Origin of the sequence: Nostoc sp. FACHB-190 (assembly GCF_014696905.1) — a bacterium.
GTDB lineage: Bacteria > Cyanobacteriota > Cyanobacteriia > Cyanobacteriales > Nostocaceae > Nostoc_B.
The window spans coordinates 1-22,801 of sequence record NZ_JACJQW010000055.1; the positions used below are offsets into that span (position 1 = coordinate 1).

At 38.7% G+C, this 22,801-nt stretch carries 23 protein-coding genes and 1 pseudogene; 14 read left to right on the forward strand and 10 right to left on the reverse strand.

Features of this window, described 5'->3' with window-relative positions:
* Positions 1 to 375: 375 nt before the first annotated feature.
* From H6G28_RS32615 to H6G28_RS32630, 4 genes and pseudogenes are all read left to right on the forward strand, one after another.
* A complete protein-coding gene (locus H6G28_RS32615) occupies positions 376 to 1,563 on the forward strand; it encodes a hypothetical protein (RefSeq protein WP_190677158.1) in 1,188 nt (395 codons plus the stop codon).
* A gap of 63 nt (positions 1,564 to 1,626) precedes the next feature.
* Positions 1,627 to 1,827: pseudogene (locus H6G28_RS32620) on the forward strand (transposase); the annotation flags it as partial.
* Between the two features lie 484 nt (positions 1,828 to 2,311).
* On the forward strand, positions 2,312 to 3,565 hold the full coding sequence (locus H6G28_RS32625) for a coiled-coil domain-containing protein (RefSeq protein ID WP_190677160.1): 1,254 nt from the start codon (positions 2,312 to 2,314) through the stop codon (positions 3,563 to 3,565).
* Positions 3,566 to 3,684: 119 nt separating this feature from the next.
* The gene (locus H6G28_RS32630; protein WP_199332997.1) at positions 3,685 to 3,891 is read left to right on the forward strand and encodes a helix-turn-helix domain-containing protein; all 207 of its coding nucleotides are present in this window, start codon (positions 3,685 to 3,687) and stop codon (positions 3,889 to 3,891) included.
* Positions 3,892 to 3,921: 30 nt separating this feature from the next.
* Here the strand turns inward: H6G28_RS32630 and H6G28_RS32635 are convergent, their stop codons facing one another.
* From H6G28_RS32635 to H6G28_RS32670, 8 genes are all read right to left on the reverse strand, one after another.
* Complete coding sequence (locus H6G28_RS32635; RefSeq protein ID WP_190677162.1) at positions 3,922 to 5,535, reverse strand: protelomerase family protein; 1,614 nt, start codon at positions 5,533 to 5,535, stop codon at positions 3,922 to 3,924.
* Between the two features lie 193 nt (positions 5,536 to 5,728).
* Entirely contained in the window at positions 5,729 to 5,992 is a 264-nt protein-coding gene (locus tag H6G28_RS32640) for a hypothetical protein (RefSeq protein ID WP_190677164.1), read from the reverse strand.
* 142 nt (positions 5,993 to 6,134) lie between these two features.
* The gene (locus H6G28_RS32645; protein WP_190677166.1) at positions 6,135 to 8,084 is read right to left on the reverse strand and encodes a transposase-like zinc-binding domain-containing protein; all 1,950 of its coding nucleotides are present in this window, start codon (positions 8,082 to 8,084) and stop codon (positions 6,135 to 6,137) included.
* Positions 8,081 to 8,758 (reverse strand): hypothetical protein, encoded by a 678-nt coding sequence (locus tag H6G28_RS32650; protein WP_190677168.1) that lies wholly within the window; start codon positions 8,756 to 8,758, stop codon positions 8,081 to 8,083. The genes H6G28_RS32645 and H6G28_RS32650 overlap by 4 nt, the downstream gene beginning before the upstream one ends.
* Positions 8,745 to 8,939 carry a hypothetical protein gene (locus H6G28_RS32655; protein WP_190677170.1) on the reverse strand — a complete coding sequence of 65 codons (195 nt, stop codon included), beginning with the start codon at positions 8,937 to 8,939 and terminating at the stop codon, positions 8,745 to 8,747. Before H6G28_RS32655 ends, H6G28_RS32650 begins: the two co-directional genes overlap by 14 nt.
* A gap of 117 nt (positions 8,940 to 9,056) precedes the next feature.
* Complete coding sequence (locus tag H6G28_RS32660) at positions 9,057 to 9,245, reverse strand: hypothetical protein (protein WP_199332998.1); 189 nt, start codon at positions 9,243 to 9,245, stop codon at positions 9,057 to 9,059.
* A gap of 79 nt (positions 9,246 to 9,324) precedes the next feature.
* A complete protein-coding gene (locus H6G28_RS32665; protein WP_190677172.1) occupies positions 9,325 to 9,984 on the reverse strand; it encodes a hypothetical protein in 660 nt (219 codons plus the stop codon).
* A gap of 3 nt (positions 9,985 to 9,987) precedes the next feature.
* Positions 9,988 to 10,353, reverse strand: a complete 366-nt coding sequence (locus H6G28_RS32670; protein WP_190677174.1) for a hypothetical protein — start codon at positions 10,351 to 10,353, stop codon at positions 9,988 to 9,990.
* A gap of 295 nt (positions 10,354 to 10,648) precedes the next feature.
* Here H6G28_RS32670 and H6G28_RS32675 point away from each other — a divergent pair, with 295 nt between their 5' ends.
* The 8 genes from H6G28_RS32675 to H6G28_RS32710 all read left to right on the forward strand — a co-directional run bounded on the left by H6G28_RS32675 (position 10,649) and on the right by H6G28_RS32710 (position 18,233).
* Entirely contained in the window at positions 10,649 to 10,837 is a 189-nt protein-coding gene (locus H6G28_RS32675) for a plasmid partition protein ParG (RefSeq protein ID WP_190677176.1), read from the forward strand.
* Positions 10,834 to 11,310 carry a GIY-YIG nuclease family protein gene (locus H6G28_RS32680; protein ID WP_190677177.1) on the forward strand — a complete coding sequence of 159 codons (477 nt, stop codon included), beginning with the start codon at positions 10,834 to 10,836 and terminating at the stop codon, positions 11,308 to 11,310. The genes H6G28_RS32675 and H6G28_RS32680 overlap by 4 nt, the downstream gene beginning before the upstream one ends.
* A 49-nt stretch (positions 11,311 to 11,359) precedes the next feature.
* Complete coding sequence (locus tag H6G28_RS32685) at positions 11,360 to 11,560, forward strand: hypothetical protein (RefSeq protein WP_103126981.1); 201 nt, start codon at positions 11,360 to 11,362, stop codon at positions 11,558 to 11,560.
* Positions 11,553 to 11,795: a hypothetical protein gene (locus H6G28_RS32690; protein ID WP_190677179.1), complete on the forward strand. Its 243-nt coding sequence runs from the start codon at positions 11,553 to 11,555 to the stop codon at positions 11,793 to 11,795. The genes H6G28_RS32685 and H6G28_RS32690 overlap by 8 nt, the downstream gene beginning before the upstream one ends.
* Positions 11,796 to 12,184: 389 nt before the next feature.
* Positions 12,185 to 12,875, forward strand: a protein-coding gene (locus H6G28_RS32695; RefSeq protein ID WP_524538623.1) for an IS1 family transposase whose coding sequence is annotated in 2 segments (ribosomal slippage) — positions 12,185 to 12,516 and positions 12,515 to 12,875 — 693 coding nt in all. Because the reading frame shifts where the segments join, the coding sequence is not laid out codon by codon here.
* Positions 12,785 to 13,765 (forward strand): hypothetical protein, encoded by a 981-nt coding sequence (locus tag H6G28_RS32700; RefSeq protein WP_190677215.1) that lies wholly within the window; start codon positions 12,785 to 12,787, stop codon positions 13,763 to 13,765. The genes H6G28_RS32695 and H6G28_RS32700 overlap by 91 nt, the downstream gene beginning before the upstream one ends.
* Positions 13,766 to 14,223: 458 nt before the next feature.
* Positions 14,224 to 14,472 (forward strand): hypothetical protein, encoded by a 249-nt coding sequence (locus H6G28_RS32705; RefSeq protein WP_190677183.1) that lies wholly within the window; start codon positions 14,224 to 14,226, stop codon positions 14,470 to 14,472.
* Entirely contained in the window at positions 14,469 to 18,233 is a 3,765-nt protein-coding gene (locus H6G28_RS32710; RefSeq protein WP_190677185.1) for a hypothetical protein, read from the forward strand. Before H6G28_RS32705 ends, H6G28_RS32710 begins: the two co-directional genes overlap by 4 nt.
* 100 nt (positions 18,234 to 18,333) lie before the next feature.
* Here the strand turns inward: H6G28_RS32710 and H6G28_RS32715 are convergent, their stop codons facing one another.
* Positions 18,334 to 18,795 carry a hypothetical protein gene (locus H6G28_RS32715; protein ID WP_190677187.1) on the reverse strand — a complete coding sequence of 154 codons (462 nt, stop codon included), beginning with the start codon at positions 18,793 to 18,795 and terminating at the stop codon, positions 18,334 to 18,336.
* Between the two features lie 68 nt (positions 18,796 to 18,863).
* Between H6G28_RS32715 and H6G28_RS32720 the strand changes: the two genes are divergently transcribed.
* Complete coding sequence (locus H6G28_RS32720) at positions 18,864 to 19,265, forward strand: hypothetical protein (RefSeq protein ID WP_190677189.1); 402 nt, start codon at positions 18,864 to 18,866, stop codon at positions 19,263 to 19,265.
* Between the two features lie 96 nt (positions 19,266 to 19,361).
* A complete protein-coding gene (locus H6G28_RS32725) occupies positions 19,362 to 20,195 on the forward strand; it encodes a hypothetical protein (protein ID WP_190677191.1) in 834 nt (277 codons plus the stop codon).
* Between the two features lie 182 nt (positions 20,196 to 20,377).
* On the opposite strand, the gene H6G28_RS37540 is transcribed toward H6G28_RS32725, so the two are convergent.
* Positions 20,378 to 22,753, reverse strand: coding sequence for an NACHT domain-containing protein (locus H6G28_RS37540; RefSeq protein ID WP_206758275.1), 2,376 nt, complete (start codon positions 22,751 to 22,753; stop codon positions 20,378 to 20,380).
* Positions 22,754 to 22,801: the final 48 nt, after the last annotated feature.

Genomic DNA, 22,801 nt, shown 5'->3' on the forward strand with positions numbered 1-22,801 from the left:
ACGGCTCAAAAATCTCCGCTACTTTTGAGAATGGAAAGCTCAAATCTAAAAAGCAATCCCGACTCAAGTAAGCTTTAGAAGCATCGTAAATTTCTCTGCCTCTTTCAACCCAGGTCAACATCTGGGTTTTTTAGTACCAACAAACTACTGCAAATATTTACTGCATTTTATTACGGCTTTATTTACCTCTCAATGCGATCTCTCGTCCGCACAGGATTCCCACCAATCGCTAATGGGGATTTTGAAAAAATGCGTGATTTTTGGTGCTAGTCCTCATTTTCGGAATTATTCAGAATGCAACCGACTTTCATCTAGTATTAATTGAATGGTTTTTTGCTTTATCTTCTACATATAAGATTTGGCTAACAGATTTTTATGTACTTCAAGCAAAATAGGCCATCTAATAAATCTGCATCTGATTCTTCTACAACCAATCAGTTTGCACCTCGACCCTTTAAAGTGGAAGATTCCCCAGCGCAAGATATTGTTCAGGCAGAAAATCTAGATACTCAACCACAAAAAAGACCTCCAGTGCCCAAATATCGTGACATCCCTGTTTTTGCACCAAACCAAGTACAAACAGAGCCATTTTCTCCAAGACTACAGTTAAAAATTGACCCTAATTATCAACAAGATGTTTACAGTAATACTCTAGAACAGCCATCTGAACAACGCATACTATTGCAACCTAAGCTGACAATTGGTGAGCCTGGGGATAAATATGAGGTCGAGGCTGATCATATTGCCAAAAATGTTGTCGAAAGAATTCACTCAACCGATAATCAGGTTGAACAGGTACCGCTTGCAGACACCAGTTTAGAGAAAGCAAATCCAATGTTGGCGAGAATGTCAATACTTAGACCAGACGAAATACCTGCCCCACAAACCCCACGTCTGCAAATGAAGTTGAGCATTCGTGAGCCGGGAGAAGAACAAGAAGCTGCAAAGCAAGTGGTTAAGAAGCAGTTGAATTCAAAGGTATGGGAGTATAAGAATAAGCCAAAGTCAGCCGAGCTAGGAGGGAGAAACAGAGACGAGGTAGAGGGTAAGATGGACGACGGAAAGAAAAAAGGTGAGATTCCACCAGTGTATAACGCCTCAGTGTGGAAAAAGACTTATAGTATACAGAGGCAATTAATAACGAAAGAAAAGGCGTTAAAACGTATTAAAAACCGATACGATGATTCATGGGGAAAGGAGGGGATGAGATATAAAATAGAGTTGCCGTTTGATGACGATGGCGGTAAGCACAAAGCAGTTTGCCATAGTTTCACGGTAAACGGAGATTTAAGAGACGAGTACAAGTATGGGACAGATGTGATCAAATATTATCTCGAAACGGTAGAAGGGGAGAATGACATTGCAGTCTTTACGGATGAGACTGATCAAATAAAGCACAGTGGTCGAAATAAGCGGGATCATTTACAGCATTACTTGATGGGTGTCGGAGTAGTTAAATCTTTTATAGGGAGGGAAGAGACAGGGCCGGCGTATAAGAGGAGATACAACCTTAAGGATACAGAGGTTGAGAAGGTGAAACGATTGGGCGGGTATCGGCACTGAACGGAGAGGGAGCGCAGTACAAGGGGGGGGGCTGAAAAACGGCTGTGCGTTGGTAGTTAATATGCTTTGAACCATTTTATGATTCAAATCACAGAATTACAAAATGCTACTGTTGGGACTATTCGTACTAAATTATTGAAGTTAGGAGCTTTGATTACTGTAAGTACACGGCGCATTTTAATTGCGATTACTAGTTCTTACCCATACAAACATATTTTTGCTACTGCTCATAGACGCTTAAAAATGCTTTCTAATACTGCTTAAATTAAAGTTAGATTGCCTTTTACTTAGTTCTAATCAATGATAATTTTGGCTTGGGTTGATTCAAGTCTTGTTTTGGAATGTGGGCATTTTATGAACAGAGCATTTTAATTTTACTACTAATAAAAAATAGTAATTGTTTTTACTTATTAACTGCGGTTTTATACTTAATTTATCTCTGCGCCTAAATTTTGATTGATGATGTATCAGAAAAGAGCCTCACATCAGGTTATGTAAATTGATTTTTTACTGCTTGTGAGAAATCCGGGCCTATAAGCTGGCTTACAGGGCAATATCAAGGCTAATTCGGATTTTTGGGATTCTTGGGATGATTTGGGGTCGTTGGGGAATTTGAACGGGTTGGGCTGATTTAGAAAGCTTGGTACAAGTAGACGTATTCCAGTGATGCTCTGTTATTCTAAAAATCTGGAATACTTTTAATTTCGCTTGTATTTATAGAAATTCCTAGCTTTTCTAGAGGTAAATTATGCCTACTTTAGATACTGAACTTGATTATAAAAATATTTATAAAAATATAATAAATTGGTTATCCAATTTAAATTTACAAATAAATGATGTGGCTTCTTTTAAGAATATTCTTGATACGATTGAAAAGAAAACTGTAGTTTTAGACAAAAAAGGCAAAGTAAAAAACGTTGAAATTAAATTAACAGTTGACAACAAATTGTCTGATTTATTTGATTTTGTAAAATCTGAAGTAGAGTCATTGCAAGATGAAACGATTGTATTTAAATATTTATTAGTATTTAAAAGAAAAATTTCCGAGATATTATTAAGGATTACAAAAATTGAGGAATATTTAACTAATTCTTCACGTCGGGGCATAAAAAGTGCAAGGGATATAACAAGAAAAAACAATTACGTTTCACCATCTAGACAAAGATATTTATCCTCAAAAAATAATAGCCTCGCTATTCTTCTAGCTAGAGAAATTGAGATAATTAAAAATATAAATATAATAAAAGATAATGTATTTAATAGTAGGTTATTTTCTGAGAATTTTGAGCATAAAACACCAAGTAATGAAATTAAAAATAATAACTTATCTTGGATACATAACCTTGAATATCAGAAATATTTATATCAATGGGTTATTAATATTAAATTCTCAGGAAATAAATATCCTGCCTCAAAAATAAATAAATTTTTATGGAGTTTCACAGAGATTTTAGAATCTATTTCAGGTGTTCATGTAGAAATAGAAAGTGCTGGTACTGGTAGTATATGGTTAAGATTTAGAGCTTTTATTGGGAGTGAAACCGCAAAAACAGAATTAAAAAGGCTTTTAGAAAAAGGACGTGATGCTTTAGAAGCTGAATATTTAGATAAATCAATTGCTAATAATGACAAAACTCAGGCAGAAGCCCGTAAAGCTAATGCTGAAGCAGATTCTATTCAAAGACAAAAAGAAGTATTACCAGATAGTGAAGAAGCTCAAAAAATTAGAGCATTCAATCTACAAAAGCAAGAGTTAGAAATTAGAAAATTACAAGCTGAGATTAAAAAGATTGAGTTAGAAAATATTGAAAAGTCTGTCAATATAACAGAAAGATTAGCTTATATGGTTAAAGAAGGTATGTTAAGTGCTAATTCTGTAAATATAGATATTAATGGAGTACCTTATTTATCCTCTAGTAATGGAAAGATAATACAAGGTGCAAGTATTGAAGATATTGAAGCTAAAGGTTTAATTAAACCAGCAGATGAAAGCGTAGAATAACTTTATTTATTTTTTAATTACTGTTTTCAATATAATATTTTCGACAAATATCGCCAATTCCATGCTAATATTCTGGCGAGATTGGCGTAATTGAAAAACTTTATGGAATTATCGAATCATTGCTAGGTAGGGCTGATACTCAGCCAGTAGTACTCATAGCTGACAAATTATTGCTAACCTTGCCAGAAGCTCAAACATTAACGGGATTGTCTAGAGAACTTCTTAGGGATGCGATCGCATCTGGTGAATTAAAAGCCAAAGTTATTGGTAAAGGTTGGCGAATTAAGCGTACTGACTTAGACAGGTATGTAGAGAAGCTCTTTTAAAAGTCGTCTAATCTCGCCAAGCTTTTTAAGTTACACAAGTTTTACAAAATCTGAGATGTTCCCATTACCTCGATTATGCTGGTAGCTAAAACCATGCTCTAGATTGTAATCTGTGACATTAACTCGACCCTCATCAGACTTTAAATAATTCTCAACTACTACAGTTCTAGACTTTGTTAAATCCTTCAATACTTTGGTATTGATTGCCCACCTACTTTTATGTTCTGGCTGCACTTCGTTGAAAGCTTTGATTGCTTGAACTGCCCTTCTAATCTTCTCTAATCCAGTATTGGGAGCTTTAGAACCAAATAATTCAGCGTTGCTAACTTCTGACAAATCTTTAACTTTTAAAGGCTTTTTAGTTTCTGTTGCTGAAATTTCGCTAACTTCTAAATTATTTTCTCTTGGTTCAATTTTTGTGTTTTGTGTGACTACAATTTGATTTACGATTTCACCATTCTCAAAAGCTTTACCAATTTTGGCTAATCTAATTAGCTCTTGCATTCTGTTTGTTCTGTCAGCGTAGGGCAGAAAATCAGTGTCATCGAGACATTCTTGTGAAGCTTCCGTTATCCTGAAACGACAGTTAACAATTTTACTTTCTTTGGAAACAATCATTTCCTCATTGATTCGCTCAACCCATGCACCCCTAGTCAATGGCTTTCCATCTTTATCACAAACTTGATAGTCTTCGTAGTTGGTTGCAGTGGCATCAGAAACGTGACCTAATCTTTCAGTAATAAATTGATTGGTTGATTGCTTCCAAGGACAGAATAAATAAATCGTTATCGCCGCATAACTAGCACGTAAATTCTTAGCTGACAGTTCACTCTCACCCATTGGTGGATTGAGCAATGATGAGAAGTGTTCTCTCACCTTAGCATTCATTTTATTATTGAATCCACTGTCAACTTCTGCCAAAGTCATTTTTTTAAGTTGCTTAATTTCTGGCATTCTACGCAATTTAGCCAGCGCATCTACAACTTTGTACGACTCTACGAGTGTGTAAGTTTTATAAGCTTCCCGTTCTTCACCTTTATTTTTAATCTGCCCTGTAAACTCAACTTCAAACTGCCCAGTCTGTAGAAATTGAGCAGTTACCCAAATTTCAGATGGTCTACGTCCAGTCGCTGCAATCAATCCGACGGTTAACTCCCTGTTGTCTTCAGATTCCAATAACTCATCAATTTTCTGTAGATATTCGTCTACACAGTTGATAGGCTCTAAGTTACTTCTCTGCTCTGCTTTTTTTTCATTTGTAGGTTCCATCCGTTCCCTGTGGAAATCAGAAGGATAATTCATTATTGAGAGGGCTAGATGCTGTTGAATCAGCCCATCTTTAGTTTGCTGCTGATAAGAATTAGAAGCCGTTAGTTTTTTAGTTTCCTGCCAAGCTTTTATCGCCTTGCGAATTTGACTCATATTTGTAGCGGCTGAATTTTTCCAAGCAGTATCAGAGTCTTTATTTTTGGAAAGCTCTTTGCATTTAGCTTCGTACTCCGCTTTCTTATCATTGCAATAAACTTCTATGGCTTCCTTGCCTTTTTTAGATGCAGCTTCAAGCCCTTCTAAAAATTGCTCTGCCCAAACCTTAACCCAAGCAGTACGGATGTTTCTCTCGGTAAACTTGGCGTAACGGCTCATAACTTTGTATTCATAACTTTGTACACTACTAGTTTAAATTAAACTTTGTCCACTGTCAAGATAGAGTACAAAGTTAATGTACAAAAATCGAAAGGGCAGGATTCGTCCCTGCCCTTAGCTTTCCTTATCGTGATAATCTGCTTGCTACCATTTCTTCTATTCCTATCGATAGGAGTCATGTTTAGCAGTGATTTTAAAAATTTGTAGGTTTTTCAGGGCATAGAGAAACAGTAATAGGTCTGCGGAAAACATCGTTAAAAGCAGTTGTGATTATTGGTAAATCATGTTGTATTTTGTTGTACCAATCTGATTTACACTGCACTAATGCAGATGTTCCATCGAAATTCACCAATGTGCATACATTACCTATAAATGCTCTAGCAGGAGCTAGTCGAATTTTAGAGATAACAGAATCCCAAACAATGCTGATTTCGTATTCGCTATCATTTGACTTCATATTCTTTATTAATGCCTTAGTAAGACTAAATTAAATTTTGAAAATAACAAATTAAGGTATAGCATAAAACCTGAATTTATTATTACTTAGAAACATATTTTTTCTCAAATTAAAAATTTAATATTTGTTCTATTTACTATTGTTAACTTTTCTGCCAATTCTTACTACAATCTCGGCACTGCCAGCGTTGTTTAACCGAAGAGTGACCATTTTTCTTGATGTTTTCACTGCCACAGTAGGGACATTTTAGAGTAACAGAAATGATGCTTTCTTGGGATACTGACTCCCAATGGCGAGAAACTACAAACGATTTATTATTGAGAACCGTCCCCACAATCGCGGGAGGAACCTCTAAGAATCGCCAAGTTTGACCACACACTAAGAGTGTTACACGATAACGTTTATCAGGGCTAAGATTTTCATTCTTAGCCTCCATCCATTCATAAATAGCTTTGTAATTTTTCTGAATCAAGTTCTTTGTTTTCAAGTCCCAACCAATATCTTTGTAGTGCTTAATGGCGGTATCTATAGCATCCCCAATGAACAACAGGGTACAATTTTTCATCTCGTCCCATGTCCAATGATTACTGCCAACTTCTGAAGACTGACCCATGAGGATTAGCCTCATATTTTGGTGACGAATCGCAGTCCAAATTTTCTTGACTCGTTGTTTATCGCTATCTGGATGCTGTTTGTCAAATTCATCAAACACACCTAAAACTTTCATTTGGGCGTATGGCGATTGTTTGGCGGCGCGGCTGTCAAATTCATTAGCAAAGATTTTAAAGGCTTGTTTGGCACTATTTTTATCTGTTGCTACTTTGGGTAATTCCCAATAGTCTTCATCACTTCCATCCATCGGATCACTGAGCCAAATTTCCCAACCGTCCTCATGCTGACAATAACCATCAATCAAAATTTTGGCGATGAGACTTTTACCTCCACCAGTCCCACTCATTAGCCTCAGTGTTGGCTTACCACCAGACTGGTGGTTGTGATACTTCCGCACAACTTGGGTGAAATTCTCAGCCCGTTCCATTATTCTGTAAATTTCATCTTCCCTCAGCGATCGCGGACGCTCACGTCTAAACTCCACTGCCAAGCAATCTGTAATATCTAGTTTTCTGGCAGACTCAATCGAGTGAATCCCCAGACTTTTTGCTATTTCTGAAGAGCAATCATTGACGAGTTTGGCTAGAGCATCAACTGAGATAGTTCGACTGTAAGAATAACCAGCAGTCACTGTTAAGTCGCTTTCCTCTACACCCATGACCTTCAGTGGAATTCGTTTGTTTAACCACAACCATTGAACAATCGCGTTCGCTATTCGTCCCGATTCGTTGAAGCCAAAATCACGATAAACGGGTTCTAATAAATCCCCTTGTAGTTCCCTTTGTAGTTGGGCTATGCGCTCATTGAGTAACTCAATTTGCTCAAGGTAAGTTTGACGTTCAGAGGCTATGGCCTTGCTGACTTCATCTAGGTTTTGATTGTAACCACTAGCCAAACTTTTGATTATTTCTGCTTTGGAGGCATGACCATGACTCACTTTTTCACCCCAATTTTGCAACCGCCTAAACAACTGCATAGCCTCTGAGGTGATTGAATCATGCTCATGATAAATTTTTTCTAGTTCACCCTGTTTGGCTAATTGGAATTTGTAGTTAGCCGATTCTTCTACTTTGGCGTGAAAAGTGGTTTCCCATTGGTCTAATTCGGTTTCTAACCTTGAAATGGTATCTACGTCTAATTGGTTTTGTCTTGATAACTTTTCAATCTTAATTTGACACTCATCTAATTTAGAGTTTAGATGAGCAATCATCACATCGCCCTCAATCTTGGCATGACCAAGATTATTGATAGTATTCCTGGCTTCTTTTAGCTCATCCTTTAAAGCTGACAATTCAAGGTTTAATTTAATTGTTTGAGCTTTGGAAGATTCATACTTGTTGATTACACTGTGAAGGTTATCGCTGGCATTCTTGGCGACTTTGGCAACCTTTCTAAGCTCTTTTTGTGATTTACTATCACCAACCAAATAAGCCACGAACCCACCGCATATTGCACCTAACCCAAAGTAAAGCTGAATCATTTTCTTACCTCTAAATCTACCAAATTCCCCAACTGTTCTTTAAAACTGGCTAACTTATCCTGAGTTTCAAGTGTTTTAAATCGTGTTTCCTGTGCTTTTAATTCAGCCTGCTTTAGCTTTTGACTCAGTTCATCTTTGGTGTGAATTGCGGTGCTTGTATCTGTAATTGTTTTGAATTTACTAACATCAAGAGTCACTGACTTTTGAGTAGTAATTTCTTGTTGGTTTTGATAATCAAGATAATGACCGCGTACTTTCTCTAACTCTGTGGCTGCTACGATACCAGCATCAAAAGCTTTGGCGTGTTTGCCTACTACATTGAACTTCTCTTTAGTCACATCGAAAGCCAAACCGTAGAGTTTTAAAGCTCTGACAGCGCCTTCATAAACTTTAGTACCCTTGGTAAGTTGTTGTTCTGTAGCTTGTGGAATAGTTTCAGGTGGGTTAAGCGGATCGGCAATGTGGAATTTTTCAGGATGAAAAGACGGTATGCCTGCCACCATTGTTTGTGGTGTAAGGTATAGTAATCCTGGGATATGATTATCAACCTGCGTATTTGGAATAGTTGCATTAGTAGCAGTACTAGCGTTAGTCGATGAACCTTTGCCTTTGGCTATTTTTCGCGCTACTTCATCGGCTGCTTTTTTACGTAAATTATCTTCAATGGCTCCCATTTAAAAATCTCCGAGTATTCAGTAAGCTTTGATATTTGATTTCCAGTTGTGTAAATGCCTTGCTGATTTCTGAAAATTCACGCGCTAATTCTGCATCTAAGTCATGCGCTTTAATAATTTGATTTAATTCCTGTTCATCAGTTTTGGCTTGTTCAATCTGTTGATTTAATTCGTCTTCCATGTTGGTAGCATTAAAGAATCTGCCTAATACCTGATGCGTAAAGCCCTCAAACTCTGAGGGCTTTAATATTTGCGTTATCTGCTATTACCGCTATGCGGTGGCTGTTGTGGCGATCGCTTATTCGTTAAATCCTTCGAGTCTGGATAAATCTAAGTCAGTAGTTGAGTATTGGAGAGTGTTGAAAAACTGAGCCACATCTCCAGCAGTTACATCGCAGTCAAAGCGCAGAATTTTAAACTGTGGATGCTTTCTGATTTGAGTTAGTAACTGTTGGGATTGTTCAACTAGCTCTGATAGTGATTGCATAGTTATTGCTCCTGAAATACCTTGAAAAGCCTTTCTAGTAGTCGGTTGATGAAGTCGAAAGGTATCAGCAAGAAATTGGTTAGGCGACTAGGTTCTTCCCCAATTCGTCAATAATTGCGTCAATTTCTTGCTGTAAGTTGATTTCATCTTTTGTAATGCCTACTGGCTGTTTGCCCAAGCTGGCCAAGTCTCTAATCGTCCCCAGATAGTCTTGCTTTTGACCCTGGCAACGTTGATTTATGCTCTCTACTAATTCGGCATCCCTTACAGCCAAGTTATTGAGTACAAGGGCGTTTCTCACTTGTAAAATGCCATCTACAGCCGCTATTTCCTCAGTCGCTTGCTTGGCTACCATCTCAACCAGAGATAAGCCAGTATTAGGCGTTGAAGACTGGGCAGGATTGGTTATCTGTTGCTGTGGGGGGTGGGGTACTATATGGGCATTTTGTGGTTTTTCTGTGGCTGTTTGTAATGCTTGCAGTGTGGGCGTTTCAGAGATTTCTAAATTTTCCGCCTGTGCTGGCAATTGTGGTTGTTTTGTTGCTTCGATTTTTTTAGCAACTGCCTCGAAATCGAGGCTAGATAAGGTTTTTGTACTGTCGAAATCATCCGGGCGAATGTCTATGAGTGCCAGTCTGAGGGCTTGTTCTGTGGTTTTAAGCTGGTCAACTGCGGCGGCAATTGTGATTGTGTTGCTGTCTGTTGCTGCTGTAGTTGTTTTCTTTGCGGTTCTAGGCATGATTTACGCTCCCTTTTTTATGTTTAATTGCTGGAATGCTTGCTGATAGCGGTATTTAGAGAAGTCGTTAGGATTTTTGAGAATGTAGCCTTTGACCCGTTCAGAGCGTCGTAGTTGAGCCATGAGGCGACCTACGCGGCTTAAAACCCAGGCTTGGTAAGGGCTTAAGGGTGATTCTCTGTCAATGCTTCCGTCATGAGCTTTAGGGTAGGCGTTGCGGAATGACTCAATCCGCCAGAATGCTATGTTTTCCCAAGCCACAAGGGTGGAACGCGCTACACCTAATAAGTCAGCTAAATGTGTTTTGGTGGCTGGAAATTCTAAAAATAAATCTAAATCGGTGGAATGCTTACAGCGTCTTGGTTTCATCGGTCATACAACAATAAATATGAATTGGTAGTTAATTAGCTAATAATCGATACATTAAGCAACACGATATAGCATCAAATCGCTAAACCCCTTGCAGTGCTTTTCTTTGGGGTACTCGTAAGACGCTAATTATTAGCTGGTTGTTGATTGATTGCTTCTTATGCAATAATACCTCTATGCCGCTATAACGGCAATAAGTTAAATCTACTTTCTTCTTTAGCGGCATACCGCTATAGCGCATGACTAGAAATAATGTCAAGCTATAGAGGTATAGAGCTAAAGAAGGAGTAGTCTATTGTCTACAAATGATGAGGAAAAAAATGTTAAGTTGTCGATTTACCTGCCAGAAGATACGAGAGCAAGGTTTAAATCGGCTTGTGCTTTACATAGAAAGAGTATGAACGAGATTCTTGTTGAATTTATTGATGATTTTTTAAAACAAAATGAACCATCTGCCAAAACTGAGGATAAGGGAGCAGCATGAATGTAAAAATAATTAATCCGTTAAAATTACCATCGCTCTCCCTCGCCAGTCGCAAAGATTTGCCTGGATGCCCAGCCATCTACTTCGTACTAGATGGCGATTACGTTCTTTATGTAGGTAAAACAAACAATTTGCAGCAGAGATGGACAGCGCACCAAGTTTTGAATCGGGTGTCCGGCTCAAATAAGCATCTATCAATAGCATGGTTGAAATGTGACGACGCTGGTATTCTTAGCTCTCTAGAAAAACAACTAATAGAATCACTGCGACCAGAATGGAATATTAATAAAGGTACGAAAAAAGATGACCCCGATTATGTGGCACTTCGGGGACATATACCAAAAGAACTATTTAAAAGATTTAAAATGTTTTGCCTTGAAAAGGAGGTAGACAATAGCCAAGGGCTAGAGTACGTGTTGCAAGAGTATTTTTCTTTGGAAGACTCTAAGAAGGAAGAGGAGAAGTCAGCATAACCGATACATAAGTGATCACCCTTTGGTTAGAAAAGCAAGATAACCCAGCATGACTGAGAATGACAATATAAAACGTTCTAAAGGTAAATTTGACCCAGTTAGAGAAACTAGGGATTGGTCAATGGCTGCATCTGAGGATTATTGCAAGCGAATTGCTAGAAAAACAGGCAGGAGACTGATCGAAATTATCGAAACAGAAGACGACCTATTACCAGTAGTTTGTATATTTGAGGATTACAAAGATGAGTGAAGCAGCAACGCTAATACCACTAAGTACATTTATTCCGGTCTTCACAGCCATCAGCGATCGCAACTGGTTGAAATTCAAGGAACTTGAAAGAGAGTTCGCTGGTAGTCATGGTGTAGAAACTTGGGCAGATGTATTAAACTTCCGGATTATGCCTGCGCTGGAACCCGAAGCTAAAAGATGGTTGCTAGTTCAAAGATGTAGCCAAGGCATTAAATCAGTAAAGGAAGTTTCATGAAGGTGCGACCGCGCACATAGGGTATCCGCATTGGCGACTATATCCTTTACCACTAGCCCATATAACTAATTGTTACGCAATCCATTTGTTCTTTATTGCATAAACGATTGTAATCTCCAGCAAGGGAAATTTTTAATCTATGAGACTAGTCACATTTTTACGTAGAAGTAGACCACAGTGGATAAAATACAAAGAAAATCCAGTAATTGATTAAACCTTTTTTGAACATTATTTGTCAAAAAATAAAACTTTTTTCTGTTAACGAGTGCTTAGAATATCAGTTACAGGAAAAATATGCACTAAAAAACCTCTGTTTTAACAGAGGTAGATTATTTTAATTAAAAAATACTGGCGTTGCATAATGGCGGGATGAATTGAGGTAAAACTGGATGGAATGTCCGCGTTGTGGGTCGTCCCATATCCGTAAGAACGGAAAGAAAAGAGGTAAACAGAATCACATTTGCTGTAATTGCGATCGCCAATTTATTGATCGGTACGAACCACCTCAAGGATACAGTGATGAAGTGAAACGGGAATGCCTGAAAATGTACGTTAATGGCATGGGATTTTGTGGCATCGAATGGGTCAAAGGTGTGCATCACACGACATTGATTACTTGGGTAAAACTTGTAGGAGAACTGCTGCCTGATGCCTATGATCCAGAGACAATTCCAGAAGTTGGCGAACTTGATGAACTAGAAACGTTCGTCGGCTCAAAAAAACAAAATTTGGCTTTGGACAGCAGTAAACCACTTCACACAAGGTATTTTAGCGTGGGTTTTGGGCGACCATAGCGCCGAAACTTTTCGACCGTTATGGGATATTGTGGGTACTTGGCAGTGCTATTTCTATGTCACGGATGGATGGTTGGTCTATCCAGGCTTTATTCCAGAAGGCGACCAGATTGTGAGCAAGACTTACATGACACGAGTTGAGGGGGAAAACACCCGGTTGCGCCACTACCTCGCTCGATTGCATCGAAAAACGCTATGTTATTCCAAATCAGTACAAATGCTGAAATACTCGATTCGATTGCTACTTCACTATCTCAAATTCTGGGATGTTCCAGTTCCGGTATGATTCATACCGCCATTATGCAACGCCAAAATACTATGTCTAGTCTAAACCTCAAAGTTACCAAAAAGCAAGCTAATCTAATTCAAAATTTTATGAGTACACTACCAAGTACCCATTTATTAAAATTGGCTAAATCTCGGATTTCTAAAAAAATTTTAGAACAACATAGAGATAATCATCCTATATTTTGTAAGTGGATTGAGATGCGCGGATTTAATCAATGGTTAGGTAAAAGTTTAAAAGCTAGACTATTGGCTGAATCAGAAGACCCAACCTGGGAAGCTTGGAATAAAGGTCAGATTAGACAAATTGACTATGAAAGTATCATACTTTTAGTTGACTACTATCAAGCCATTCTCAACTTGCTTCAAACAGGTTGGCCTTACCTCAAAGAAGTTTTACTGAAATACAATCTTTATACAAAGATTCAAAATCCTACAAATTATTTTCTAGGTATTGTAATGCAAGATACAAATGAAGAATTTCAAGATTACATTTTAGGTTATCAAGATACTCTTAAACAAAAAGAATATAGAGCAAAAACACTTAGAAATTTTTTATGGCTAGAACCATCTAAAGGTTCATATATTAACGAGGCAAAACTTTTGTCTCTTCCTAATATTTCAAACGGAACAATGCACAACGAAATAAGTGGTAGGCAAGTTTATTTTAAACTAGCAATAAATGTATGTTCACAAGCTGCTAAGTCAAATACAAGGCTATTAGCTAAACTCGAAGGACTCAAGAAAATATTGATAGAAATGAGCGATTTACAAGTAAAACAGTGCCAAGCCGAGCGTGGAACAAAACCTCCACGTCTTGTTGAATCAATTAAATGGGTTGATGGTATGCCTTACAAAGGTGTCAAAGGAGGATGGAAGCCAATGCTTTAGCTAAATTTTCTTAACCTGTTCTTAACGAACTAATTCAGACCTCTCCTCGACCTCTTCCTTTTGCTTCAAATAAGAGCTACTCTGTGAAGTATCAAATTTTTCTAAAAACCAAAAATCCCAAGTTATTTTTGCATAACTTAGGATTAAAAAATTTTAGAAAAAGCACCCGACTACTCAATATTCGGTTTTAGATTCTTGCTACTAAATCAAAACTCAGACCTTCTCTAATCATGTTTTAGACTAAATGACTTATGCCACTTAGCTTTACCACTGAACTAATTTTTGTTCGATTTGTCAGAGGCCAAGGTTGACCACTAAATGCTTTTCTGAGTACAGAGAATCTAGTAACAACCTCCAATCACCAAAGCGAATAGCCGGACACTCAATATTCGTTACCTCAAGTTTAACGGTTTTTAAGGTAATGGTAAAGCCAAGTGGCAGTTTCAGGGAAAACTGCCATGCCAAAACATAACACTTTCTCCACAAGGGTTTTATCGATTTCTCAAGGTTGCTGCCAGCCAACACTTGGTTTAGTATTGCTAAATCAAACAATTACCAACGAAGGTTTTTCAAACCTGCCAAAACTGCGAAATTCAGTCAGGCAAGGGTTTCTAGCCAGGTTTATCAGGTTCGCTGCTTTACCCACCAAAAACAGCGAATCCCGTGCCGGGATTGATTTTGCTAATGGCTGGGGGGCAGCAGTATGACATTTAAGCCCTTCAGTAGAAATAATCCTTGCCCAGTTTGCGGAAAAGCTGACACAGATTGTCGCTACAGTACAGATGATTCTGATTTTATCCTGTGCCATACCTTTGTTGATGCCAGAAAGGGCGAAAAAGTTCATGGGTTTGTTTGTGTCAAACAAAGCAATGGTCACACTGCGTCATTCAAACCCGATAACAGCAGGGAATGGACAGAGGAACAGCAGCAAGAATGGCAACAGAATAAAGCTCAACGCGAAGCACTAGCCAAAGCAATAGCCGAACAGCAAAAACAACAGGAGCGAGAAAGGTCTTTCAGTGTAGGCGATCGCCATCAGTCTTACTTGGAAATCTTAGACAGTTGTTCACAAGATGAAAGGCTAATTACTTATTTACAGCAAAAAAGTTTTACCCCTGAAGAAATTGCTAAATGTGGTTTTAAATCCGTTATCAGATATCAGCCGTTACCAAGGCAGTTTGACAATCGCCTCCCAGGTGTTACAGAAAATGGTAAAAGGCTAATTGTTAAGGGTGATGGTTACTTATGCCCAGTGCGAGATTTTGATGGGCATATTGTAGGGTTACAACTGCGGCTATACAATCCCGGAGAGAATGAGGGTAGATATCGATGGGTAAACACTCCAGGTAGCTCACACCAAATATTACGTTTGGTCATAGGGGATGATTTAGAAAATCCTTTAGCCGTATTTCATCCCACCGCCAAGCCAAAAGGAATTGCACTTGCAGAAGGCACAGGAGCGAAGCCTTTTTTATCTAGCCAGCGACTGGACTTACTTACCATTGGTGCATCTGGCGGACAATTTGCCAGTAGTCCCAAGTTGCTAGAAGCATACCTCAATAAAGCATTAGCTCAAGTTGGAGGCAATAAAAAACTTGTTATCTTCCCTGATGCGGGAGACGTGCAAAATCGCGGAGTAGTTAACCGATGGAAGAAACTTGCTGAATTACTCAATGGTTTAGGATGGGATTTTCAATTTGGCTGGTGGGGTCAGCTTACCAAAAACGATGCTGACATTGATGAACTCCATTGTGTTGAGTATTCAAAAATTCAGTACATTTCTGCTCAGGATTTTTTTAGCATTGCTGACTTGCAGTTAAAGCTGGTTGAAAAACAGAAGCAGGCAGTAAATGAAGCTACAGAGAAATGTGAAGATGAAAATTCCAACATCAACAACCAAGATAAAGCTTTAGTAGGTCAAGGCTTTAGCAATCAGGAAGAACCAAAGGGTTATGTTACCAAGATTAGAAAATCCCCTGAGTGGTTGAATTGGATTGATAAAAATAAGTACACACCTGATATCACTTTAAATTGCCAGGGTGATTTAGTTCTTCCTGACACGTTGATGGATATTGAAAATAAAAATCTAGTTATTAAATCTCCGCTAGGAACTAATAAAACTGGTGAAGCTTTAAGGCTAATAAAACAACTTGAAAATGTATACAACTCATTTAACGGCAATACAGGAATCTACACAACCATTCTTGGCTATATCAACTCATTGCTCCATCAAACAATCGATAGAGCAAGAGGTTATGGAATAGATATATTGCACGTTCAAAGTGATGATGACGGTAAGCTGTTGGCCAAAGATACGAGTAGCCATATTGCGGGATGTGTTCATTCTCTGCCACACTTTGACGGTCATTCTTCAGGCAAGGCTGTAATGGTTGATGAGATTGAATCTGTTCTGGCAACATTAGTAACGGGTTCTAATCTAGGCAGTAAGCATGGTGAAATTATAGAAATGTTTTTTAGGGCTGTCAGAGCAAGTTACGGCAATACTTTCCTAGACGGCAACATGACGGATTTATCGGCTGATTTAATAGAGAAGATAACAGGTAAGAAATCAGTTAAGGTACTAAATCGTGGACAAATTAGACGTAAGAAATTTAAGTTTATTATTAGTGTAAAAAAAGGTAAGAACGGTAAAAATAAAATTTTGCTTAATGACCCTAGCCCACTAATCAAGATGATTCTTGGTGCTGTGCGCCAGGGTAAAAAAGTTTTGGTTACAACTGATTCTCGGATATTTGGTGAAGGTCTAGCCGAAAATGCAATTACTATTACTGCTGATGAAAGAAGCGCACAGCAGTTGGTTGATACCGTAAAAACAGAGGGCTATCAGGTTTTTGTAATTAGTAAAAATACCTCTGGCACAGAAGAGGGCAAAGCATTTTTGAGCAATCCTGGCGAGTATATAACCAAGAATAATATCAGTTTGGTTATCGGTACTCCGTCAATCGGAAGCGGCGTTAGCATCCAGTTACCCGAAGGTTTTGAAGACTACTTTGATGCTCAATTTACGCTTTTTTGTGGTGTTTTGAGTACCAAGCAGCAAAAACAGATACTAGCTAGGCTGAGAAATAATAAGCTGACTCATTATGTCTACTGCCCTATTAAAAGTCTAGTTAAAGATAGGAATAGGCCACAGCAATATTCAGCAACCGAATTTTTCAGAGAATTAAGTGAATTGCAAAGTTTGAATAGGGCGATGTGTCTTGAGCAAATCAAAAGGTTGTTTGACTATGCTATGTCAAGAATCAACCCTATTTTTGATGAATACTCAGCAGAACTAGGAGTTTTAGACAACTTTGAGCAGGATAATTTATTGGAGTGTCTCAGCTATTCTTTAGAGACTGAAGGTCACGAAGTCGAATGTATATTCCTCGACCCCAATGAACAAGCCAAGAATGAAATGAAAGAAGCCAAGGAGAAAATTAGGGGTCGTGAAGCTGTGGAATTTTACAAATCAACTCCCTTTGATTCAACCTTGGACGCTGACAACCAAGTTAAAGCAAACCCCACACCAGAAAACCATCTCAGGCGCAGTAAAACCTACTTTGTTAAAGAGACTGTACCAGGAATAGAAAACAGGGAAGTTTGGGGCATCGAATTCATCCGCGAATTTGTAATTGACGATAGCCCACAGTACAAAGTTAAAGCCATTACTAGAGAATGGCTGCTACGTAATCCTGAAATTGCTTTTGAGAATCACAACATCAAGACAATTAGAAAAATCGAGAAAAGATATGTGACATCTAAAGACTTACTGCCTGGAGATTATGGCAAAATTTGGGCGTTAAACCAGTTGAAGTTTTTGGAAAGGGTTGTAGACGCTGAACAATTTACCTGTAAGTCGCCCAATATTCAACAATTAGTCAACGAATACAGAGAACGAAAAGATTTACAGAGGTTGTTAAAGATTGAACCACCAAAGGACAAAGTTCGAGATACAACAATTCAAGATTTAATTATCCCCATGCTTAACCTTTTGGGAATGAAGACTGAGGAGCAAAGAAGAATTAAGGTTGATGGTGTTGCTCGAACCGCATACAAAGCTGTCAGTGCGATTGATGAAAAATCAAGGATAGCAATCTATGAGTGTTTAACCGACAAGTTCACCAAGCAGCACGAAAAGCATGAGTTGGACAAAATGCTAGAGAGTTGCAAAATACAGGAGGAATTGGTCAGTCAGATTCAAAATCAGCAGTCAACAGTCGATGGTCAAGAGCAAACAGACATGAATCAAAAACCAATGAGCCATAACTCACCAACAGAAAATGACATTGATGCTTGGCTTGCTGATATACCATACTTGGTTGAGTGCTTGGAGCTTTGCGAAGCCCCAGAGATGTTGGCAGAGTTGAGGTCAATCATACCTGCTGCGGCTTTAAAGGCGGCAGCACAATATCTGCCACAACAAAAGAAGCAAATTATCAAGCAATGGGTTTTAATGTACAACTAAAACTATTTTGTCCCAGCACGGGATTTTTAACATGGTGGTAGCCCTAAATATTATCTTGGTTTAGGTGGCTCCACACTTGCATGGGATGCGATCGCAAACATTACTGAAATTCTCTCGTCGTGCTGCGAGACAACGCTTGATAGTTATATTCTTGTACTAAAGCTTCTAACGTGGCTAATCTTTCACGTAAGTTTTCGTTTTGCTTTTCGAGTTCCTCAACCCTATTGAGCAATAGAATATTTTCTTCTGAGCTATTGGGAATTAGGCTATCGCTATCTATACGAATATCTACATCATTTGCTTCGCATGAGGGCGAATTATACATAAAGTAGAAGTTTTTAGTGGCTTCCAGCTTATCTACCCTATCTTTTAATTGTTCTACACAATCTGCTATATCATATATACTACTTCCTATCCTTAAATCTTCTTCCGTTGGTTCACCCAGGAAAGATTTTAATGCCTGAATTACTAAATCTGTGGCAGAAGTGCGTTCTTGTGCTGCTCTGTCTTGAAGTGCTGCAAGTAGCTCTTCGGGTAGTTTGAAGTTGGCTTGTTTTCTCATTGACCGTATAGCTTGTATATACACAACTATACCATCTCAAATAAAATTTAGAATCAAGCGTGGTAGCTATGACATTTAATCAGGAAGGTGAATTAGCATATTTGGCTGAAATACAAGAGCGTGTCAAACGTGGATGGTTAGAGATTTGCAGTTACAGTATCTTTGGCCCACCGTATGCACTGTGTAAGAATTGTGATGCTTGCATCCATATTATTTGTACAGATAGCCCAGGGGACAGATTAGATTCAGGCGACCCGAAACAAGCAGTAAATTGCCCTAAATGCTCGGCATTTTTAGGCAAATTCTTGAGTGCTACACGTCCTGTAACTTTAGTGATATCTAAAGAAGAATTTGAAAAGAATCGGATTGATTGGTCAGAAATATATGCAGGAATATATGAGGATGAGCCAGAGTGTATTCAACCTATGCGTCGGATTAATTTTGAAGATGAGTATGACATTCCATTTTAGACCTAAGAAGGTTCCAGTAATACTCTGACTATTGCAACGGCTATATTCAGTACCTCTTGATAAATCCTTATTTGATGATTACTTCTACATAGTATTATGAGCCTAACCGACTTCCTTGAAATAGAAGATGTGCGTAAACGATTTAAAGAAGAGTTTCCCAAGCCAAGATTTAATTTAAGACAAGAAATATTGGCATCACCACCTAGCGATGGCAGTTCCCGCTTAGTTGGAACTGCCTACGACTACTTGCTTCGCTTTTATACAAAATCTCTAAACCCGCAAGCACAAGATAGAGGATGGGTTGCTGCAAGTGCCTTCAATTATTACCAGAAAAATCAGCAATATGATTTGCTTGAACAAGCCAAAATTCTCTTTGAGGAAGCGGAACAAAATTATAAACAATTTTTGAGAGATGGACAGTTTACTGATGAGTTACTGATATCATCTCTATTCTTGGCGAAGTTGGATGCTGTGTATCGAATCCGCTATGTTTATGAAGACTTGCAGGCGACTAATGAGATAGACGTTCAAGACTTACGAAATTTAGTTCAGCTATTAAACCCTGAAATTTTTAAATCATCTGGGAAGATATTTCTAAATCCTAGCTGGGGAGCAGCTTCAATGATAGTAGGAGGTGCTGATGGGGATTTAATTATTGATGATTTGCTCGTCGATTTTAAAACTGTTAAAAATCTCAGCTTAGAACTCCGCGATTTTCGTCAATTGATGGGCTACTATACTCTCTCTGTAATTGCCCAAGATTTCGAGCAGGATGTCATAGAGCTAAAACGCTTGGGCATTTATTTCTCTAGATTTGGACTTCTCTATCAAATCAAGCTTACGGACGTAGTTAATCCAGAGACTTTCCCAAAATTTGTGGAATGGTTTATCTCAAGAGCAGAGCAGTATAGCGGAATTCCACTAATGTAGTCAGGAAGTTTGATAACTGCGCGAAGCAGAAGCGGTATCAACCATTGCTTCATACCGCAGTCTTTACATCTAATCACCTCGAAACCCCATCCAGCGAACCTTTCCTAAATTTACTACCACTCAAATTCCCGACATCGGGAATTGGCTGCCAATGGAACTCCAGATTTAAAACAAAGAATGAGCTAGATGCCTATCTTGCTCGGCAACAGCAATGTATTTTCAATTTCCTGCCGAACAGAACGGCTTACATAACATTCGCTATTAAGACAATCCACTAGCAACTTATTAGCGTCATAATACTGCCGCAACAGTTGTTTCTGGTCGTCGTTGAATTGCCAGTCATGTCCAATGTTGCGATGCTTAATCATCACGGATCTGAGTTTTTCAGCCCAAACATGACCACTTTCTTGCCACCACTTAAATGATTTTTTATCATTAGCCTTTGGGTTGGGCAGTTGATCTTTGAGTCGTTGTAGCGATCGCTTTAATTCGAGGTCGAGGGCGAGGGCGAGGGTTTGGGCGAGGGTTCGGGCGAGGTCGAGGGTTCGGGCGAGGGTTTGGTCGAGGTTGAGGTCGAGGGTTCGGGCGAGGGTTCGGGCGAGGGTTCGGTCAAGGGTTTGGGAGAGGGCGTGGGCGAGGGTTTGGGAGAGGTCGAGGGAGAGGGACAGGTTGATGGTTCGAGAGAGGTCTAGGGCGAGGTCGAGGTCGAGGTAAAAAGCTCGAATAGCAGCAGGTTTATAGGAAGCTTCCACAGAACTGGATTTTAAATCAACCCAAGTGAGAAACTCCTGCAACTTTTCATCAGTTCCTAAAAGTGCATCAATGTGCTGTTTCATCAACCACAACAAGTCATCAGAATTTTTCAACATCCCTACAGTTAGCAAGAAAACTTCTCGCCAACGCTTATCAGTAATGTGACTAACCAACTTTTGAAAAGTCTGCTGAGAATCGATATTTCTAGCAGTGAAGAACTCATGAAAAGTAAGATGCGAAAATGAATAAATTCCTCTTGCTCGTTCTACAAGTAATCCATGCTGTGCCTCAATAGATTTCAGTACACCTTTGCTATCAAGTAAAAGTGCTTCTGTATCAGTTTGGGCATCAGGTAAATTTTGAATGTAATCATTAATGTATCTTTCGACAACTCTTTCTTTGAAAAAATAATTGCCATCCACAAAGGTTTCTAAAGCAATCTTGCTGAGGAGGTCTTCTTTACGTTTGAGAGAGAGTTTTTGATAAACCTGTTCACGCTCAATGCTGCGTGTACCATCCCACTTTTTCAGCAATACTTCTACCCCTTCCTCGTAAAGTTCAGCACGATTTGAAGGAAAATCTGTAGATTCGCCAAATAATAAACATAACAATGTCAAAAGCAAGGGATTCGTTGCTAATTCTTTAATTCGTTGGTTTCCTTGGAGTTTTTGAATAAAGTGTTCAGCTTTCTTTGGGTCTTTAGCTTGAAACCATTTAGTAGCAAACTCCGCAATCTGCTGATCATCAAAATCGGCAACCTCAACCTCAGTAAACTGCTCAAAAGTATATTCCTTCGATGCAATCCGGCAGGTGATCACAAAATAATTGGCATCGTACTGAGTAGAAAAGTTGCGAATTTCTTTTAAAACCCGGTCATTGTCTGCTTGCCTAACTTCATCTAAACCATCCAGCAGCACAATTACCCGACCCTGCTCCAACAGCGTTCTAGTTATCTCTTGGTCTAAAATTCCATTAACGATAAATTGGTCATTGATATACTGCAATAAATTTGGTTGCTGGGGTGCTTCAGCAAAGTCTTTGAGCGTTATGAAAATCGGAACATAACCCGCTAAAAATTGCCCCAACTTGCATTGAATTGCTATTCGTTTTAAAAAGGTTGTCTTGCCAGCCCCCGGCTTTCCTAAAATCATTAGTTTCGAGTTTTGCTCAACCGCCGCCAGCCCTGGAACTCGCTTTTCTACCACTTGATTCAGACCAAATCGCTCAAAGTCTTCGGGATTGCAGCTTTCCAAAAGTTGAGCTATTTCTAACCGTCTGCGTCCTGTAATTTTCTCCAGAATGTTGACATCGGTGTAAATGTCATTCAGCCCAATGGGGTGAGTCATGTCCAAGACACGCATCCATCCGCATCGTTTTTGGATGTCTGCGCTGACTTTTTTACGTACTTGATTTACTAAAGCATTGATGTCTACAGGTTGGGTAAGTTCGTTTTGACTTTGCTGCCATTCAATAAATTTAGTATTCCATAACCATTCATAAGCCTTTTCCCAAGGACTTTTACCTTTAGGCTGTCTCCCTCGGTTTGATTTTTCAATTGGGCAGCCATTCTCCTCCAATACTAGACAAATTGTCTTTAACTCATCTTGGAGTTTTTGTTCTTTATTTACAATGCTTTGTTTGCTCCAAGGTATTACTTCTGCTAGTGAATTATTTGATTGATGGCGTTTGGTGTTATCAAAACGATATAAAAACACAGTCCAAGTATCGCTGACAAAATTGAACTGCGTTGCCATTTCCTTTAAGAACTGGGATTCCGGTTCTGAGAGTTTGGCTGAGTAATTCACTTAATTAAACCTATAGCCGATTTATTTCTATTTAAGTCTATTTTTACT

Excerpts from the sequence above, each read along its gene's own strand:
- H6G28_RS32615 (WP_190677158.1), top strand. The coding sequence starts at position 376 with ATGTACTTCAAGCAAAATAGGCCATCTAATAAATCTGCATCTGATTCT.
- H6G28_RS32625 (WP_190677160.1), top strand. The coding sequence starts at position 2,312 with ATGCCTACTTTAGATACTGAACTTGATTATAAAAATATTTATAAAAAT.
- H6G28_RS32635 (WP_190677162.1), bottom strand. The coding sequence starts at position 5,535 with ATGAGCCGTTACGCCAAGTTTACCGAGAGAAACATCCGTACTGCTTGG.
- H6G28_RS32640 (WP_190677164.1), bottom strand. The coding sequence starts at position 5,992 with ATGAAGTCAAATGATAGCGAATACGAAATCAGCATTGTTTGGGATTCT.
- H6G28_RS32645 (WP_190677166.1), bottom strand. The coding sequence starts at position 8,084 with ATGATTCAGCTTTACTTTGGGTTAGGTGCAATATGCGGTGGGTTCGTG.
- H6G28_RS32650 (WP_190677168.1), bottom strand. The coding sequence starts at position 8,758 with ATGGGAGCCATTGAAGATAATTTACGTAAAAAAGCAGCCGATGAAGTA.
- H6G28_RS32655 (WP_190677170.1), bottom strand. The coding sequence starts at position 8,939 with ATGGAAGACGAATTAAATCAACAGATTGAACAAGCCAAAACTGATGAA.
- H6G28_RS32660 (WP_199332998.1), bottom strand. The coding sequence starts at position 9,245 with ATGCAATCACTATCAGAGCTAGTTGAACAATCCCAACAGTTACTAACT.
- H6G28_RS32665 (WP_190677172.1), bottom strand. The coding sequence starts at position 9,984 with ATGCCTAGAACCGCAAAGAAAACAACTACAGCAGCAACAGACAGCAAC.
- H6G28_RS32670 (WP_190677174.1), bottom strand. The coding sequence starts at position 10,353 with ATGAAACCAAGACGCTGTAAGCATTCCACCGATTTAGATTTATTTTTA.
- H6G28_RS32680 (WP_190677177.1), top strand. The coding sequence starts at position 10,834 with ATGAATGTAAAAATAATTAATCCGTTAAAATTACCATCGCTCTCCCTC.
- H6G28_RS32685 (WP_103126981.1), top strand. The coding sequence starts at position 11,360 with ATGACTGAGAATGACAATATAAAACGTTCTAAAGGTAAATTTGACCCA.
- H6G28_RS32690 (WP_190677179.1), top strand. The coding sequence starts at position 11,553 with ATGAGTGAAGCAGCAACGCTAATACCACTAAGTACATTTATTCCGGTC.
- H6G28_RS32700 (WP_190677215.1), top strand. The coding sequence starts at position 12,785 with ATGTTATTCCAAATCAGTACAAATGCTGAAATACTCGATTCGATTGCT.
- H6G28_RS32705 (WP_190677183.1), top strand. The coding sequence starts at position 14,224 with ATGCCAAAACATAACACTTTCTCCACAAGGGTTTTATCGATTTCTCAA.
- H6G28_RS32710 (WP_190677185.1), top strand. The coding sequence starts at position 14,469 with ATGACATTTAAGCCCTTCAGTAGAAATAATCCTTGCCCAGTTTGCGGA.
- H6G28_RS32715 (WP_190677187.1), bottom strand. The coding sequence starts at position 18,795 with ATGAGAAAACAAGCCAACTTCAAACTACCCGAAGAGCTACTTGCAGCA.
- H6G28_RS32720 (WP_190677189.1), top strand. The coding sequence starts at position 18,864 with ATGACATTTAATCAGGAAGGTGAATTAGCATATTTGGCTGAAATACAA.
- H6G28_RS32725 (WP_190677191.1), top strand. The coding sequence starts at position 19,362 with ATGAGCCTAACCGACTTCCTTGAAATAGAAGATGTGCGTAAACGATTT.